The organism is Candidatus Methylomirabilota bacterium, assembly GCA_036001065.1.
In the GTDB taxonomy this organism is placed as follows: domain Bacteria; phylum Methylomirabilota; class Methylomirabilia; order Rokubacteriales; family CSP1-6; genus MNEF01.
Map to the genome: position 1 here is coordinate 1 of DASYUQ010000037.1, position 16,650 is coordinate 16,650.

Sequence of the window (16,650 nt, forward strand, 5' to 3'; positions counted from 1 at the left end):
ATCAAGACGATGCGCATCATCGAGCAGCAGCGACCGACGCCGGCGCAGGCTCAGGCGCGGTAACGCCGTCAAACGCGAAGGGCGATGGCGTCGTCCCGACCCATCGCCCTTCTGCTTTTCATGCTGGTCCTGGGGATCGAGAGCTCGTGCGACGAGACGGCCGCGGCGGTGCTCGCTGACGGTCGGCGCGTCCTCTCGAGTGTCGTCGCCTCGCAGGAAGCCCTGCACGCCCCGTACGGCGGTGTCGTGCCCGAGCTGGCCTCGCGGCGGCACCTCGAAGTGATCGTCCCGGTCGTGGAGCAGGCGCTCGCCGAGGCGGGCGTCGGCCTGGCGGACCTGGACGGGATCGTGGTGACCCAGGGGCCAGGGCTCGTCGGCTCGCTCCTGGTCGGCTGCTCGATGGCCAAGGCGCTGGCCTACGTGGCGCACCGCCCGCTGGTGGGCGTGAATCATCTCGAGGGGCACATCTACGCCTCCTTCCTGACCGATGACCCCCCGGTCCATCCGTTCCTGGCGCTGGTCGTCTCCGGCGGCCACACCGCGCTCTACCACGCCGGGGCGCCGCTCCAGTACGCCCTGGTGGGCCAGACGCGCGATGACGCCGCCGGCGAGGCCTTCGACAAGGTCGGCAAGCTGCTCGGCCTCGGCTTCCCGGGCGGCCCCGTCATCCAGCGCGCCGCCGAGGGAGGCGACCCCAAGGCGATCGCGTTCCCGCTGGCCCAGATGACCGACGGCGCGCGGGACTTCTCGTTCAGCGGCATCAAGACGTCCGTCTCCCTCCACGTCAAGCGCCACGCGCCGTTGTCCCCGGCGCAGGTCGCCGACGTGGCCGCGTCCTTCCAGGCCGCCGTGGTCAAGATGCTGGTGCGCAAGACGGTCCGGGCCGCGCTCCACCTCGGCGTCAAGCGCGTGGTCCTCACCGGGGGCGTGGCCGCCAACGGCCCGCTGCGGGCGGCGCTGGGGGCCGCGGCCCGGGAGCACGGGATCGCGCTGCACGTTCCTCCGCCCCGGCTCTGCACCGACAACGCGGCGATGATCACGGCCGCCGGCACGGCGCGCCTCCTGGCGGGCGAACGCGCGCCGCTCTCGATGAACGCGCGCCCGGACTGGGCGCTGGCCTGATGACGCCGACGACGCAGTTCGCGGTGGGGCTCGGGGTGCCGGCGGGGTCCGCCGACCCGTTCGCGCCGCCAGTGACTGGGCGCGACGCCCCGTATGGGAAGCCGCCGACGGAGGCGACGCTCCCGACCTCGTGGTCGCCGGACCCCGCCGGTGCCCCGGGCCCGCGGCGATGAACTACGAAACGGTGTTGTCGGGGCTTCCGGATGCGGTCATCGCGGTCGACGGGACCCTGCGCATCGTGTTCTGGAACGCCGCCGCCGAGGCCCTGACCGGCCGGTCGGCGCGGCGCGCTCAGGGGCGGCTGGTCAAGGAGCTCCTTCCCGCGGGCGCCTCCCTGGTGAACCGTCTGGGGGAGACCTTGGCCACCGGCGAGAGCCGCTCGGAAGCCGAGGGGACGATCGACACCGCCGACGGCCGGGTCGTGCCCGTGAGCCTCGTCACCGCGCCGCTCTTCGCCCGCGACGGCAGCGTCGAGGCGGCGGTGGCCGTACTCCGCGATGTCTCACGGATCCGTCAGCTCGAAGACGAGGTGCGGCGCGGCGAGACGCTGGCGGCGGCGGGACGCATGGCCGTCGGGCTCGCCCACGAGATCCGCAACCCGCTGGGCGCGATCCGGGGCGCCGTCCAGCTCTTCCAGCGCGAGCTGGGCGACGACCCGCGGCTGAGCGAATACACCGAAGTCCTATTGAAGGAGGTCGACCGCCTCAACCGCATCATCGAGATGCTGCTCGACCTCGGGCGGCCGGTGCAGCTCAGGCCGGCGCCGCTCAACCTGCACCAGCTCCTCGAGCGGGTGGCGCTCCTGCACGAGGAGGCCGCCCGCGCGCGGAACGTCACCTTCGTCCGGCGCTACGATCCCAGCCTGCCGCCGATCCTCGCCGACGAGGACCGCCTGCTCCAGGTCTTCCACAATCTCGTGATCAATGCGCTGGACGCCATGACGCAGGGCGGACGGCTCACGCTGGCGACCCGGGCCAGCATGAACCCGCTCTACGGCAAGGTGGACGTGGGGGCAGGGCACCGGACGATGGTGGAGGCGCAGGTCGCCGACGAGGGGCCGGGGATCCCGGCCGCCATCCGCGCGAAGATCTTCGACCCCTTCTTCACCACCAAGGACCGCGGGCTCGGCCTCGGCCTGGCCCTCTGCCACCGGCTCCTCGAGGAGCACCACGGCGCGATCCAGGTGGAGTCCGCCGAGGGGCGGGGCACCGTGGTGACGTGCTTCCTGCCCATCGCCCGATGAGCGATCCCGTGTCGCGCTATCCTTCTGATCCCGCTCCGCTCTTTCGAGCGCCGGCTTTGCCGGCGCAACCATTGGGGAGGTTCGGAGGGGGTCGTGAGTCCCCCTCCGACCAGGAATTCGGAAGGGGGGCGGAGCCCCCCTCCGAGGGGAAATGAGCGCGCGGATCCTGATCGCCGACGACGAGGACAGCCTGCGCTGGGTGCTCGAAAAGGGCCTGCGCCAGGTGGGCTACGAGGTCACCGCCGTGAAGGACGGCGATCAGGCGATCCAGGCCTTCGAGAGCGCACCGTTCGATCTGGTGTTCCTCGACGTCCGCATGCCGGGCATCGATGGGCTGGCCGCGCTGGAGCGGCTGCGAGCGATCCGCCCCGACGCCTACGTGGTGGTGATGACGGCGCACGGGACGATGGACACCGCCATCAAGGCGATGCAACGGGGCGCCTATGACTACCTGGCCAAACCGTTCGATCTGGACGAGGTGCTCCTGCTGACCGAGCGGGCGCTGGCGGCGGGACGGCTCACCCAGGAGGTGGCGCGGCTGCGCCGCGGGCTCCAGGAGGTGCGTGAGTTCAGCGCGCTGATCGGGCGACACCTCCGGATGCAGGAGGTCTACAAGACCATTGGGCGCATCGCCGGCACCGACGTGACGGTGCTCCTGCGCGGGGAGTCGGGCACCGGCAAGGAGCTCGTCGCCCGCGCCATTCACCACTACAGCCGGCGCTCGGGCCGCCCGTTCGTCGCCGTGTCCTGCGCGGCGATTCCGGGGACGCTGCTGGAGTCGGAGATGTTCGGCCACGAGCGGGGCGCCTTCACCGACGCCAAGGAGCGCAAGCTCGGCAAGCTCGAGATGGCCCACGGGGGCACGCTCTACCTCGACGAGATCGGCGACATGCCGATCGAGCTGCAGGCCAAGCTCCTGCGAGCGCTCCAGGAGCGGACCATCGAGCGCGTCGGCGGCCACGAGCCCATCCCCGTCGACGTGCGGGTCCTGGCGGCCACCAACCGAGATCTGGAAGCGCTGATGAAGGAGGCGCGCTTCCGTGAGGACCTCTTCTACCGGCTCAACGTCGTCGCCCTCAGCCTGCCGCCGCTCCGCGAGCGCCGCCGCGACGTTCCCCTGCTGGTGGAGCACTTCCTCGCCAAGTACGCCGACGAGCTCGGCGAGCGGGGCGTGACGCCGGAGGCCCTCGACCGCCTGGTCGGCCACGACTGGCCCGGCAACGTCCGCGAGCTGGAGAACGTCATCCAGCGCGCGATGGTGCTGGCGACGGCCGGCGTCATCCTGCCCGAGCACCTGCCGATCGGTCCGGTCTCGGCGGCGGCCTCCGTCGCCGTCGACGCCTCGCTCGAGGAGATCATCGAGCGCAAGTTGATGGAGTGCGTGCGCGGCCTGCGCCAGCGCTCGACGGCGAACCTCTACGACCTGATGATCGGCCTCGTCGAGAAGCCCCTGCTGCGGGCCGTCCTGCGCGAGACCGAAGGCAACCAGGTGCGCGCCGCGCAGATCCTGGGCATCAACCGCAACACCCTCCGCAAGAAGCTCACCGAGCACGGCATCAACCCCGAGGAGCTGGAGCAACAGTAGTCGGGTGCCGGCCGGCGGACGCGGCAGCTTATCCACGTATCCACGGGTATCCACAATATGAAAATCGCCCGGTACGATGCGGCCTCCCGGCCTGGGCGTTCGGCGGACACGCCAAAAACGCCCTCGAACGAGTCCCCGAGCGTCGGGGACCGTGTCTGGACGCGGGGATTCCACCGCGGTCGTGAGAAATACCGCATTTTTCGCGGCGATCTTGGCCATTGATTTGTTCGCAGTCGTCGCCGTACGGTTGCGGGGGCCGCCCAGTCCCCATGAACGATCAACGCTCGCCGCGCGTTCTCGTTGTCGACGACGAAGGGCCCGTCCGTGCACTCCTGTGCGACCTGCTCGCCGTCTGGGGGTGTGAAGCCGACGCGGCGGCGACGGGTACGGAGGGCCTGGCGCTCTTCCGGCGGGGCGGTTACGACCTGGTGGTCACCGACTTCCGGATGCCGGGCGTGACCGGCCTGGAGCTGGTCAAGACCGTGCGGCAGCACGATCCGACGGTGGGAGTCATCATCTTTACCGCATCGACCACGGATCTGGAGGGCTATCGCCAGCCGCTCGGCTTCACGCTGCTACACAAGCCGCTCGAGCTCGCCGGCCTGGAGACGGCGGTCAAGCGGGCGCTGGCCGGCAAGCGAGACGGCGGCGCGCCGGCGGCTGGCCCCGCGCGGTCACTGCTGGGATCCGCCGATCAGGACGGCCGGTAGATCTCGGCGCCGCTGCGCCGGAACTCCTCCGCCTTCTCTCTGAGCCCCTGGGCCACCGCCAGCGTCTCGGCGGCGATGCCCTTGCGGGCGGCGTACTCACGGACCTCCTGGGTGATCTTCATCGAGCAGAACTTCGGCCCGCACATCGAGCAGAAGTGGGCCAGCTTGGCCCCCTCGGCGGGCAACGTCTCGTCGTGGAACTGGCGCGCCGTCTCCGGGTCGAGCGAGAGGTTGAACTGGTCCTCCCAGCGGAACTCGAAGCGCGCCTTGCTGAGCGCGTCGTCCCACTCGCGCGCGCGGCGATGCCCCTTGGCCAGGTCCGCGGCGTGGGCCGCGATCTTGTAGGCGATGACGCCGTCCTTGACGTCCTTCCGGTTGGGCAGCCCCAGGTGCTCCTTGGGCGTCACGTAGCAGAGCATGGCGGTGCCGAACCAGCCGATCATCGCCGCGCCGATGGCCGAGGTGATGTGGTCGTAGCCGGGCGCGATGTCCGTGGTCAGCGGGCCGAGCGTGTAGAAGGGCGCCTCGTGGCAGACCTGGAGTTGGCGGTCCATGTTCTCCTTGATCAGGTGCATGGGCACATGGCCGGGCCCCTCGATCATGGTCTGGACGTCGTATTGCCAGGCGATCTTCGTCAGTTCTCCGAGGGTTTCGAGCTCGGCGAACTGGGCTTCATCATTGGCATCCGCAGTCGACCCCGGACGCAGGCCATCGCCGAGCGAGAAGGCGATGTCATAGGCGGCCATGATCTCGCAGATGTCTCGGAAGTGCGTGTAGAGGAAGCTCTCCTGATGGTGGGCCAGACACCACTTGGCCATGATGGAGCCGCCCCGCGAGACGATGCCCGTCACGCGGCTGGCGGTGAGCGGGATGTAGCGCAGCAGGACGCCGGCGTGGATGGTGAAGTAGTCCACGCCCTGCTCGGCCTGCTCGATCAAGGTGTCGCGGTAGAGCTCCCAGGTGAGATCCTCGGCCTTGCCCCCGACCTTCTCCAGCGCCTGGTAGATCGGCACGGTGCCGATGGGGACAGGAGAGTTGCGGAGAATCCATTCACGGGTTTCGTGAATATTCTTCCCGGTGGACAGATCCATGACCGTGTCGGCGCCCCAGCGGGTCGCCCACGTCATCTTCTCGACCTCCTCGTCGATGGAGGAGGCGATGGCCGAGTTGCCGATGTTGGCGTTGATCTTCACCAGGAAGCTGCGGCCGATGATCATCGGCTCGGTTTCCGGATGGTTGATGTTGGCCGGCAGGATGGCCCGCCCGCGCGCGATCTCGTCGCGGACCAGCTCCGGCGCGAGCCCTTCGCGAAGGGCCACGAACTCCATCTCCGGCGTGATCTCGCTGCGGCGGGCGTAGTGCATCTGGGTGACGCGCCGCCCGGGCCGGGCGCGGAGCGGTCGCCTGACGCTGGCGAAGCGGATCCCGCCCAGCGCCGGATCGCCCTCGCGCTGACGACGATACCGGGACGACGGCCCCGGCAGCTCCTCGACGTCGCCGCGCTCGAGGATCCAGGGGCGGCGCAGCGGCGGCAGCCCCTGCTTGATGTCCACCTGCGCTCCGGGATCGGTGTAGAGCCCGCTGGTGTCGTAGAGGCGCACCGGCGGCTCGCCGCCGGAGAGCGCGATCTCGCGCATCGGCACCCGGAGGTCGGGACGGCAACCCGGGACGTAAACTTTGTGAGACATCTGGCCTCCCTTCGCTGGCATTAACCAGGTCAGGTTCATGCGGTCGGCGGCAGCAGCCGCCCTCTCAGCCCGGTTCCCCGAGCTCCCGCGTTAGTCACAACACGACTGAGGGTAGGGTACGGCCGAAAAGCCCGACGATCAAGCGCTGCAACGAGGTGTGGTTGCTGCGGGGGCGCTGGCGTTGCTAGTTCTGCTTCCCCTGTGGTCCCTGCGGGCTCTGTGCAGCTGGAGCGGCTGGACGTGGCGTTGAGGGGGGAGGATTAACTCCGCCCTTCTGGATCGTTCCTTCGCGGACCCGAGTCGATTTCTCCTTGCTCATTCGTCGGCCTCCTGGCCTCCGCGTGAAGTACAGCCGATTTGCCGGAATTCTACGACGAGTTCGCGACGAGGGCGCGGAAGGTAGATGCCGGGCGACTGATAGAGGAGTTCTGCGAGGTAGCTCGCGAACCCGTGGAGCAGCGAGTAGAGAACAATGGCGTGAAGCTTAAATGGGCGGTGTGAGGTCAGCTGGTCTAGAACGAGGTAGAACCCGACCAACCCAGGGAGGAAGAGGAGCAGCACGTGAAACGCGAATGCGGAGAGTTCCCTGAGTGCCTCGCACGACGAGAGTGAGCTGCCCACGAGAGTATGGACCGGCTCCACGATTCGGACAAGCTTGTCAGAGTGATCCCGCATGCTATCATCGGCGTCACCGCGGAGGCGTGATTGAAGATCTGCTTCTTCCACCTCATGCCGTACCGGTTCCTGCCCGACGACTTCGAGCAGCGCTACCGGTCGGTGTGGGTGGACGTCCCCCACGCGCTCTACGACCCCGAGAAGACCCACGGCCTCTACCACGAGTACCTCGACGAGCTGGAATATGCCGAGCAGGTCGGCTTCGACGGGCTGTGCGTCAACGAGCACCACAACAACGCCTACGGCCTCATGCCCTCGCCTAATCTCATGGCCGCCGCCCTCACGCGGCGGACGTCGCGGGCGGCCCTCGTGGTCCTCGGCAACAGCCTGGCTGCCTACAACCCGCCGCTCCGGGTGGCGGAGGAGTTCGCGATGCTCGACGTGCTGAGCCGGGGCCGGCTGGTGGCGGGCTTTCCGGTCGGCACGTCGATGGACATGAACTTCGCCTACGGGATCAATCCCGCCACGCTGCGCGACCGGTACTCCGAGGCTCACGACCTGATCATCCAGGCCTGGACGCGCCCCGAGGTTTTCGCCTTCAACGGCACGTACACGCAGGTCCGCTACGTGAACATCTGGCCCCAGCCGCTGCAGAAGCCGCACCCGCCGGTGTGGATCCCCGGCGGCGGCAGCGTCGAGACGTGGGAGTGGACGGCCCAGCTCGACTACGTCTACTGCTATCTCTCCTACTACGGCTACAAGCGCGGCAAGCTCACGATGGACGGCTTCTGGCAGGCGATCGCCCGGCTCGGCGCCGACGACAACCCGTATCGGGCAGGGTTTCTACAACTCGTGTGCGTGGCGGACACAGATGCCGAGGCGGAACGACTCTATTTCCCGCATGTGCATTATTTTTACCAGAAGTGTCTGAACGTCTGGGAGGGCTTCGCCGAGGCGCCGGGCTACCGTACGGTGCAGTCGCTCCAGGCCGGTCTCCGGCCCCAGATCGGCGCCCAGGCCAAGAAGATCCGCCAGTCGCTCACCTGGCCGAGATACCTCGAGCAGGGGTACGTGATCGCCGGCAGTCCGGCGACGGTGCGGCAGCAGCTCACCGAGTGCATCCAGACGCTGCGGGTGGGCCACCTCATGGTCCTGCTGCAGATCGGCAGCATGCCCAAGGACCTCGCGCTCCACAACACCGGGCTGTTCGCGCGTGAGGTGATGCCTCACCTGCGCGACCTCTGGCCCGGCTATAAGGACCGCTGGTGGCCCTCTGGTGTCACGAATGGCGACCCGGGTCGCCCGTCATGACGCCGGAGGACCGGATCGTCAGCATCAGGGACGGGGCCGTCGCCTTCCGCGTGCTCTCGGCGGGTCGGGGCGCGCCGCTCGTGTACTTCCACTCCTTCTACGAGCGGGGTGGCTGGTTGCCCTTCCTCGAGTGTCTGGCCCGGCGGCACACGGTCCACGCGCCCCTGCATCCCGGGGTGGCGGGCTCGACCGGGGTGGAGATGCTGGACGATCTCTTCGACCTCACGCTGGCGTACGAGGAGCTGCTGGAGGCCCTCGGCCTGGCGGCCGCCTACCTCTGCGGCCACTTCTTCGGCGGGATGGTCGCGGCCGAGCTGGCGGCCGTATTTCCTAGTCGTGCGCGCCGGCTCGTGCTCATCTCGCCGCTCGGCCTCTGGCGAGACGATGCGCCGTCGGAGGACATCCTCATCCTCCCCCAGGAGGAGCTGCTGCCGGTGCTGTGGAACGATCCGGAGTCGGAGGCGGCCCGCCGCTGGGCGGAGCTTCCCGAGAACGACGCGGAGAATGTCGCCGCCCAGATCGAGTCGGTGGCGCGCCGGGCGGCGATGGGGAAGTTCATCTGGCCGATTCCCGACCGGGGATTGACGAAGCGTCTGCACCGCATCCAGGCCCCCGCGCTGGTGCTGTGGGGCGACGCGGACAGGGTGAATCCCGTGGCGTATGCCGAAGAGTGGCAGCGCCGCATCAAGGGCGCGGCCGTGAAGATGCTGCGCGGCGGCCACATGCTGATCCACGAAGCGCCCGAGGCGGCAACCCGGGCGGTGGAGGAGTTCCTGACATGAGTATGATCCTTGGCGGCACGGCGGTCGTGACCGGTGCCGGCTCGGGCATCGGCCGGGCCACGGCCCAAATGCTGGCGACACGGGGAGCGGCGGTAGGCGTGGTGGACCTCGACGAGGCGGGCGCCCGGGAGACAGCCGAACTGATCGCCAAGAAAGGAGGCCGAGCGGTTGCCTTCCGGGCCGACGTAACCCGGGCGGCGGAGCTGGACCGCGCTGTGGACGGGGCCATCACCGCCCTCGGCCCACTCGGGATCCTGGTCAACAACGCCGGCATCCTCGACGGCTATTTCAACGTGGACGAGACGGAAGAAGCCGTCTGGCGGCGGGTGCTGGAGATCGATCTCACCGGCGTCTTCCTCGGCTGTAAGCGCGCGCTACGCGAGATGCTGCCGCGCGGCCGCGGACGCATCGTCAACATGGCCTCGGTGGCGGGGCTCAACGGGACCGGTGGCGGCGCCGCCTACGTGGCGGCCAAGCATGGGGTCGTGGGGCTGACCCGACAGATGGCGGTGGCCTACTCGGCGCGCGGCGTAACCGTCAACGCCGTGTGCCCGGGACCCATCCTGACCGGGCTCCGGCAGCACTCCCAACAGATTCTTGGCCCCGGCACGCCGGACATGAGTAACCGAGGCATCGCGGTCAGCGACGAGCAGGTCCGGGCGGTGGTGCCGGCGGGGCGCCGGGGGGCCGTGGAGGATATCGCCGCGGCGGTGTGCTTCCTGGTCTCCGAGGAGGCGGCCTACATCAGCGGGCACACCCTCGTAGTCGACGGTGGCTGGAGGGCGAAGTGATCACCAAGTTCTCGGTGCTCTACGTGGGACAGATCGAGCTGGACAACATCGGCGGTGACGGCACGCCGGCCGACCAGCGGTGGTACCCGAACGAGCGGCTGGTGGAGGCGTTCTCGACGGCGCGCGACATCGCTCAGACGATGGACGAGCTGGGCTACTACTGCCTGTGGACCGCCGAGCATCACTTCCAGCGGGAAGGCTACGAGGTCTTCCCCAATCTCATCCTGCTCTCGACGTGGCTGGCGACGCAGACGAAGCGGCTCAAGTTCGGCTGCGCCTTCAACATCCTGCCGATGTGGCATCCGATCCGACTCGCCGAGGACTACGCGGTAGCCGACATCCTGACCAACGGCCGGGTGATCTTCGGCGTCGGGCGCGGCTATCACACGCGCGAGGTCGAGACCTTCGGCGCCCCCATGCTGGACAACGCCGCCAACAAGGACCTGTTCGAGGAGCAGATGGAGGTCCTCCTCAAGTGCTTCAACGAGGAGTCGTGGAGCCACCACGGCAAGCATTACGACATCCCGCCGCCGGTCCCCTACCGGGGCTACGAGCTGCGTGAGATCACCTGCGTGCCGCGGCCGATCCACCGCCCGGTGGAGATCTGGCAGCCCATCGCCAGCGGCAAGACGCTGGACTACATCGCCACCCGCGGCATCAAAGGCATGGTGACGCTCAACGGCGAGCGCATCGTCGACCAGATCTTTCACGCCTACCGCGACGCCGCCGGGCGGGCCGGGCGCCGCCTCCAGCTCGGCCAGGATCTCTGCTGGGGCGTCGGGTTCTACTTCGCCGACTCCGAGGAGGAGGCGATCCGGCGTCTCGAGCCCGCCCACGACGAGCGCTACAAGTGGTTCGCCCCCTTCGGCTTCGTGCGCTACGCCGACGAGCAGGGGCGGCCCTGGGGCACGCCCGGCGCGCCCGCCCGCGTGCCGACGCTCCGGGAGGGCATCGCCCAGAAGGCCTGGCTCTGCGGGCCGCCGGCGCGCGCCATCGAGGTCATCAAGGAGTTCGAGGCGAAATATCCCGGGCTCGATCAGATGATGATCCACTGGGCCGAGGGCATCCCCCCGAAGGAGTTCAAGGAGCAGCTGCGCCGCTTCGCGCGCGAGGTGATGCCGGCCTTTCGGCGCTGACGGCTGGCGTCGCCTCTATACCCCCGCCGGGTATCTTCCGCGACGTGGGCAGACCCCCTAGGGGTGGTGTTTTTTCTTTCGTCCCCCTCGTACGTATGGTAGTAATACCCCCGGGGCGGGAGCTCGGCGGGACCTCAACCACGACGAGGAGGAGGAGAGATGGCGAAGAAGAAAGCGTTCGGGGGCTACTCCATCAGCTTCAAGGGGTGCAGCGACTCGCTCGAGAAGCTCTTCGGCAGCACGCCTATCGGGCCCTCGGTGATGACGAAGAAGCTCTGGAGCTACGTCAAGCGCAAGAGACTCGGCAAGCGGCGGTAACCGCGAGCGCCCCCGGCGCTCAGGCGGCCCGCGTTCGGCGGGCCGCCTTTTTTTAGCTCATAGTCAGAGAGAGCCTCGCGGCCCCCTCCGAACCTTCCCAGTGGAGATTGCGCGGGCGAAGCCCGCGCTCGAAGTGGCGCGAGCTACAGTGGGAGCTGATCGAGGCGTGTGATCTCGAAGTCAGCGCGGCGGCCGAGCTCTTCCTCGGGCGCGCCCGTGCGGTTGCACCAGGCGACCTGATAGCCGAAGGCCTTGGCGCCGACCACGTCCCACGCGTTCGACGAGACGAAAAGCAGCTCCCCGGCCGGGATCCCCATGGCCTTCGGACCCAGGGCGTAGACGAGCGGCGAGGGCTTGTAGGTCTTCACGGCGTCCACCGAGAGAACGTGCTGCAGACGCGGCCCGAGCCCGCTCGCCGCCACCGCCGCCGCCAGCATACGCGGCGCTCCGTTCGACAGGATCGCGCGAGGCCGGGGCGCCAGGCGTTCCAGCGCCGCCGTGACTTCCGGGAAGCACGCCAGCGTAAGGTAGGCGTCCATCAGCCGACGGACCTGGGAGTCGGTGGCGGCGAGGCCGAGCCGGCGGATGGCGTAGCGCAGCGCCGCCTCCGTAACCGCCCAGAAGTCCTCGTAGCGCCCCATGAGCGCGCGCAGCCACGTGTACTCGAGCTGCTTCTGGCGCCAGGTGGCGGACAGCGTCGCCGGGTCGGCGGTGATGGCGCGCCCGGCCTCGATGACCGAGTGGACGTCGAAGAGCGTCCCGTAGGCGTCGAAGACGTATCCGCGAATGGGCGCCACCGCCGCGTCAGCCCTGGCTCCGCATGCGGCGGATCCGTACCGGCTTCTTGGGCAGCGGGGGCGCTGGCTCGTCCTCGGGCGTCTCCAGTCCGGTCTCCACGAAGCCGAACTGGAGGAGCCGCTTGGCGTCGAGGAACGAGCGCGCGCGGCTGCGGCAGCCGAGGAGGATCATGACGAACTGCTGGCCGTCGCGCCAGGCAGCGACGGCCAGGTTGTAGCCGGCCTCCTGGGTGAAGCCGGTCTTGATGGCCTGCACCCCGAGCGGATCGTGGAAGAGCGGGACGTGGCGCGTGTAGACGCGGCGCCGGTAGATGAACGTCTGTCCCCCCAGCAACGGGCGGGAGGCGGGATGGTCGTGGAGGAGGCGGGCGGTGAGCTGGGCCAGATCGCGGGCGCTGCTGCGCTGGGCGGCGTCCGGCAGGCCGTGGGGGTTCACGAAGTGGGTGGCCAGGAGGCCCATCTGTCTCGCCTTGGCGTTCATACGGTCGACGAAGATGGCCTCGTCGCCCTGGCCCAGGTGCTCGGCCATCGCGGTCGCCGCGTCGTTGGCCGAGGCGATCGCCACGCCCTCCAGCAGCACGCGGAAGGTCACCTGCTCGCCAGTGCGGACGCCCATGCGGTAGCGAGGCCTCGACGCCGCATACTTGCTGATCGTGACCGGTTCCTCCAGATCGACACGTCCGGCCTCGAGGTCCTCGAAAGCGAGGTAGAGCGTCATCAGCTTGACGAGGCTGGCGGGCGCGCGCTCGCCGTCGGCATTCTTGGCGTAGAGCGTGCGACCCTCGACGTCCAGAAGGAGGACCGCTTCGGCGTTCAGCAGCGGCGAGCGGCCGTTCTGGGCGCCGGCGGTGGCGGGAACGAGGAGGGCGACCACGAGCGCGGAAATGATGCGGGCCCAAAGCACCAGACGCATTCTAGTCAGGGCCCGGAAATGGCGGCAAGCAAAAAGCCGTCAGCGGACCGCCTGCTTGAGGTCCTTGGAGGGTTTGAAGCGGGGGATGCGGCCGGCCACGGTGATGGTCTGGCCGGTCCGCGGGTTGCGCATGGTGCGCGGGCGGCGCCGCGCCACCGAGAACGTCCCGAAGCCCACCAGGGTCACCGAGTCGCCGCGCTTGAGCGAGGTGCGGATGGCGGCGAGCATCGCCCGCAGCGCGCGCTCGGTGCCGGCCTTGGGCCAACCGGTGGCCTTGGCCATGTGCGCGACCAGGTCGGCGCGGGTCATCTACATGCCGAGGGCGCCGCGGGCCTCGTCCATCACCGCCTCGGTGATGGTCGGATAGCCCTTGGCTTCGGCGAAGCGCTCGACGGCACGGCGGGCCAGGGGGCGGATGAACTCCGGGATGCGCTCGATGCGCGCCTGGGCCTCGGGCGACCAGGCGACGCCCGCCGGCTCCGTCGCCGTTCCCTCGTTCAGCATCTCGGCGAACGGGCACCCCGGCCCCGTCGCCTCGCCGCTGCCCGCGCCTTCGAAGACGTCGGCGCGCGGATGCGCCATCGAGGCGCGCACGTGCTCGAACGGCGCCGCGGGGGCCGTGGAACCCCCGATCTTCACGCCGAGGCTCCGCACCAGCTGCGTCTCGAACGGATTCGTCAGCATGGCCACCCGGAACCCGCACTGGGGACAGCGGAACGTGATCGTGAGCGAGCCCTCGTCGGGTCCCTCGGTGCCGTGGAGCTTCATCGGCGCGTCACAGTCGAGGCAGAGGAACTTCATGGCCGGGCCATTCTAGCAGGGGCGCCTAGTGCCGTTCCAACTTGTTGATACTAAATCTGTCCACGAACGACGTACACGGTGCCTTCCTAGGCGCGAATAGTTGGAACGGCACTAGACGCGGCCAGACCCGGAGCGCGGCGGGCGTCTGCATGAGCGCGATCGCCCCCAGCGCGAAGAGCGTCGACCCCCAGTGACCGGTGACGGCGGTGCGGACGGCCACGACGGAGAAGAAGACGTAGGCGGAGAACCGCGCGCGGGCCTGCCGCCTCGCCAGCAGGAGCGCGACGAGGGGCGCAGCTAGGCCCGAGATCCACCAGCGCGCCGCGAAGAGCGCGAACACCGCGTAGGCGACGAGGGCCACCACGAACGCCAGGATGATGAGCGTGTCGGCGCCACGCCCCGCGGGGGCCTCGGGCATGCGGGGAAGAGTAGGCGAGGGCGCGTCCGCGTGTCAAACCTCGGCTGACGCCCCCGGTTGCCGGCTGCCCCTGCCTCGCCGTCCTCGGCTTCGCCGTACGCGGGATAGTACGGAGTCAGCGAGTGCTTCCGTACACGTTGGGCAATTCTGCCCGTTTGATGTCGCATTGCTGACCGGCGACGAGAATCTGGCGGCTCTCTTCGCGAGTGTCGTAAATCACGACGCAATTGCCCACGCGCCACCATTGCATGGGAGAAGCGCAGCCTCCGAGAGCAATCACCGTCACCAGCATTACGAGTCCCTTGATAGGCGAGTTCATCAGAGCCTCCGCTTGATTGATGGGCGTCACCGGACTGTCCTGTCCCCGTAGCTCATCGCGGGCCCCCGAGCGGATCACTTGCTGATTTCGGTCGTCGCGAGCGCACGGTCTCGAAGAGCCGACCGCTCCTCCTGGGGGCCCACGGCAGCCGCGCGCCGCTTGCGATGGCGAGCCGGCCCGCGCCGTACAGCAGGAGGAGAAGCCCACCCAGCGGCACGATGACGAGGACGACGGTCATGAGCCAGACCTTGCCGCCCCGCCGGAACGTCGTTTTGCCACTTTTAGCCCTGCTCGGTTGCGGTGAGGCCTGTTCCACGGCGGCGCCTCCAATAACTGGAAAGAGTCCCGCACTGTTCACCGGAAGTCTCCAGGCTGTCAATCCGTCAAATGCACTAGAACGTGTTGACCTCTCCCGGCGTGCTCCAGGAGGTTGGCCATCCCTGGCCACGTACTGTCTGAAAGTCGGCGTTCCCATCACCGAGGTCGGCAGCCAGCTCGGCCACAGCAACCCGGCGACGACGCTGCGGTGCTATGCACACTGCCAGTCCGCGGGCCTTCGCGGAGCGGATCGATCGCTTGGCGGAGGCTCGGGGCGGCAAAGGGAGTTGCAGAACGACGTCAGTCCCAGCGGGCCATTGGACAGGTCCCGTATACTACAGACCAACGCCGGGGTAGCAAGCACCCTCGCCGGACGGCCATCCTGATCCTCAACGCGCTCCTCGGCTGGTCGATATCGGCCTGGATCGTTGCTTTGGTCTGGGCGCTCCGGACGACACTCGTCCCCCACGGGGAGGCCACCCGATGATCGCCACGGCCGGTGCGAGCCGCCGAGCCGTGCGAGCGGGTGAAAGAGGGGTTCTCTTGGGCACTCCATGCCCACGGGATCGAGCGAGCTTCCCGTAAGGCAGGCCGAGGTGGGCGCGGTGAGCGTGGTTTGGGTACTATCCCCAGAGGGAGGTCACCTCAGTCACCTTGGCCACCATACTTCCACCCCGGTCGACGGGAGCCATCCCTGGAAGCGCCACGAGCGCCGAGGGTGGCTCGATGCTCCAGGGTGTCCCTGCGTTCGCGTGTCGGAAGTCAACGACGGCGCTGAGTCGGGTCCCTGCGTTTTGCTCGTCAATCGTCAATCTGACGCGATCTACTGAGCGCGAACCTTTGTCGTGTTGGTGTTCAGCCGAAAGATTCGCTGTCCGTGATCATAGGCCCGCGCCTCGTCGGCATCCAGCCAGATCAACCCGGGTCTCTCGCAGGAGGGCGTCCCACAGACCGCGGCAGTGTTCTCACCGCCGACTGGCGAGACATGACGGGCATATCTATTGCTCGCTGTCGGTTTCACCCCGCAAGTCGCGCATCTTACCAGCGCCATCTCAAAAAAGCTCCTCGGGCTATCAGACGGGCAACGCTAGCCGCGGCGGGTCGATGTGGCCGAGAACACCCTTGCCAATCAACGCGGACCCGATCCAGGGGCATGCTGTGCTCCCCACGGGGCCGGACGGTCGAGGCGATACCGAGACTCTGCGCCGACACACGATAGGTGTCAAGGGCCGTTGACGGCTACCGGAGCGGCGGGCTACTCTCGGCGCACTTCTCGAACCTACCGCTCCGGATCGCTGGGGGGACGATGACTGAGCCCAGTGCGCGTCGGAGGAAGATTGTCGCACTCATCCTTTCCGGCGCATTCCCTGGGCTGGGGCAGTTCTACAACCGGCAGCGCATCAAGGGTGTGGTGTTCCTGGTAGCAGGTATTGTCCTAAGCTGGGTTCTCGGCCGCGCTCTTCCGACTGATCCGCAAGCACTAGCTCAGACGGGAGCTGCCCTGATCGTTCCCCTCTGTGTCTTGCTGGCGGTCTGGCTCTGGTCAATCGCCGACGCATGGCGAGTCGCTGGCCGCTGAGTTCAACTACCTCAATGCCCTTGCCATCATCCTCGCGCCCCTCGCTGCCGAGGGGCAGCAGGCAAATCTCAGCACACAGTCAGAACATAGCGGTAAAATCAACCTCGCATCGCGCGTAAGTCCTCGGAATGCCGGGGTAGCTCAGAGGCAGAGCAACTGATTCGTAATCAGTAGGTCGCGGGTTCGACTCCCGCCCCCGGCTCC

General features: G+C 68.4%; 16 protein-coding genes, 1 tRNA gene and 1 riboswitch. Of the genes, 10 read left to right on the top strand and 7 right to left on the bottom strand.

All coding sequences use genetic code 11. The annotated features are described in order from the left end of the window. Positions 1-120: 120 nt before the first annotated feature. From tsaD to VGV13_03400, 4 genes are all read left to right on the top strand, one after another. On the top strand, positions 121-1,122 hold the full coding sequence (gene tsaD / locus VGV13_03385) for a tRNA (adenosine(37)-N6)-threonylcarbamoyltransferase complex transferase subunit TsaD (protein HEV8640122.1): 1,002 nt from the start codon (positions 121-123) through the stop codon (positions 1,120-1,122). Between the two features lie 169 nt (positions 1,123-1,291). Further along, a complete protein-coding gene (locus tag VGV13_03390) occupies positions 1,292-2,365 on the top strand; it encodes an ATP-binding protein (GenBank protein ID HEV8640123.1) in 1,074 nt (357 codons plus the stop codon). Positions 2,366-2,516: 151 nt separating this feature from the next. After that, positions 2,517-3,950: a sigma-54 dependent transcriptional regulator gene (locus tag VGV13_03395; protein ID HEV8640124.1), complete on the top strand. Its 1,434-nt coding sequence runs from the start codon at positions 2,517-2,519 to the stop codon at positions 3,948-3,950. A gap of 269 nt (positions 3,951-4,219) precedes the next feature. Continuing rightward, positions 4,220-4,660: a response regulator gene (locus VGV13_03400; protein HEV8640125.1), complete on the top strand. Its 441-nt coding sequence runs from the start codon at positions 4,220-4,222 to the stop codon at positions 4,658-4,660. Here VGV13_03400 and thiC read toward each other — a convergent pair. Beyond that, a complete protein-coding gene (gene thiC / locus VGV13_03405) occupies positions 4,645-6,369 on the bottom strand; it encodes a phosphomethylpyrimidine synthase ThiC (protein ID HEV8640126.1) in 1,725 nt (574 codons plus the stop codon). The genes VGV13_03400 and thiC overlap by 16 nt on opposite strands. Then, positions 6,337-6,447: riboswitch (TPP riboswitch) on the bottom strand. Its footprint overlaps the gene before it by 33 nt. A gap of 606 nt (positions 6,448-7,053) precedes the next feature. Between thiC and VGV13_03410 the strand changes: the two genes are divergently transcribed. The 5 genes from VGV13_03410 to VGV13_03430 all read left to right on the top strand — a co-directional run bounded on the left by VGV13_03410 (position 7,054) and on the right by VGV13_03430 (position 11,301). Beyond that, positions 7,054-8,274, top strand: a complete 1,221-nt coding sequence (locus tag VGV13_03410) for an LLM class flavin-dependent oxidoreductase (GenBank protein HEV8640127.1) — start codon at positions 7,054-7,056, stop codon at positions 8,272-8,274. Continuing rightward, on the top strand, positions 8,271-9,056 hold the full coding sequence (locus tag VGV13_03415; GenBank protein ID HEV8640128.1) for an alpha/beta fold hydrolase: 786 nt from the start codon (positions 8,271-8,273) through the stop codon (positions 9,054-9,056). Before VGV13_03410 ends, VGV13_03415 begins: the two co-directional genes overlap by 4 nt. Then, positions 9,053-9,847, top strand: coding sequence for an SDR family NAD(P)-dependent oxidoreductase (locus tag VGV13_03420; GenBank protein ID HEV8640129.1), 795 nt, complete (start codon positions 9,053-9,055; stop codon positions 9,845-9,847). The genes VGV13_03415 and VGV13_03420 overlap by 4 nt, the downstream gene beginning before the upstream one ends. After that, the gene (locus VGV13_03425; GenBank protein ID HEV8640130.1) at positions 9,844-10,983 is read left to right on the top strand and encodes an LLM class flavin-dependent oxidoreductase; all 1,140 of its coding nucleotides are present in this window, start codon (positions 9,844-9,846) and stop codon (positions 10,981-10,983) included. Before VGV13_03420 ends, VGV13_03425 begins: the two co-directional genes overlap by 4 nt. 159 nt (positions 10,984-11,142) lie before the next feature. Beyond that, positions 11,143-11,301 carry a hypothetical protein gene (locus VGV13_03430; protein ID HEV8640131.1) on the top strand — a complete coding sequence of 53 codons (159 nt, stop codon included), beginning with the start codon at positions 11,143-11,145 and terminating at the stop codon, positions 11,299-11,301. Positions 11,302-11,444: 143 nt separating this feature from the next. On the opposite strand, the gene VGV13_03435 is transcribed toward VGV13_03430, so the two are convergent. The 6 genes from VGV13_03435 to VGV13_03460 form a co-directional block, all read right to left on the bottom strand. Then, complete coding sequence (locus tag VGV13_03435) at positions 11,445-12,098, bottom strand: haloacid dehalogenase type II (GenBank protein HEV8640132.1); 654 nt, start codon at positions 12,096-12,098, stop codon at positions 11,445-11,447. A gap of 7 nt (positions 12,099-12,105) precedes the next feature. Next, positions 12,106-13,002 carry a D-alanyl-D-alanine carboxypeptidase family protein gene (locus VGV13_03440; protein ID HEV8640133.1) on the bottom strand — a complete coding sequence of 299 codons (897 nt, stop codon included), beginning with the start codon at positions 13,000-13,002 and terminating at the stop codon, positions 12,106-12,108. 48 nt (positions 13,003-13,050) lie between these two features. Continuing rightward, a complete protein-coding gene (locus VGV13_03445) occupies positions 13,051-13,320 on the bottom strand; it encodes an HU family DNA-binding protein (GenBank protein ID HEV8640134.1) in 270 nt (89 codons plus the stop codon). Next, positions 13,321-13,812, bottom strand: coding sequence for a hypothetical protein (locus tag VGV13_03450; GenBank protein ID HEV8640135.1), 492 nt, complete (start codon positions 13,810-13,812; stop codon positions 13,321-13,323). It abuts the gene before it with no gap. Between the two features lie 25 nt (positions 13,813-13,837). Then, positions 13,838-14,230 carry a hypothetical protein gene (locus VGV13_03455; GenBank protein ID HEV8640136.1) on the bottom strand — a complete coding sequence of 131 codons (393 nt, stop codon included), beginning with the start codon at positions 14,228-14,230 and terminating at the stop codon, positions 13,838-13,840. Positions 14,231-14,345: 115 nt separating this feature from the next. After that, a complete protein-coding gene (locus VGV13_03460) occupies positions 14,346-14,579 on the bottom strand; it encodes a hypothetical protein (protein ID HEV8640137.1) in 234 nt (77 codons plus the stop codon). A 1,997-nt stretch (positions 14,580-16,576) separates the two neighbouring features. Between VGV13_03460 and VGV13_03465 the strand changes: the two genes are divergently transcribed. Next, positions 16,577-16,648, top strand: a tRNA-Thr gene (locus VGV13_03465). Positions 16,649-16,650: the final 2 nt, after the last annotated feature.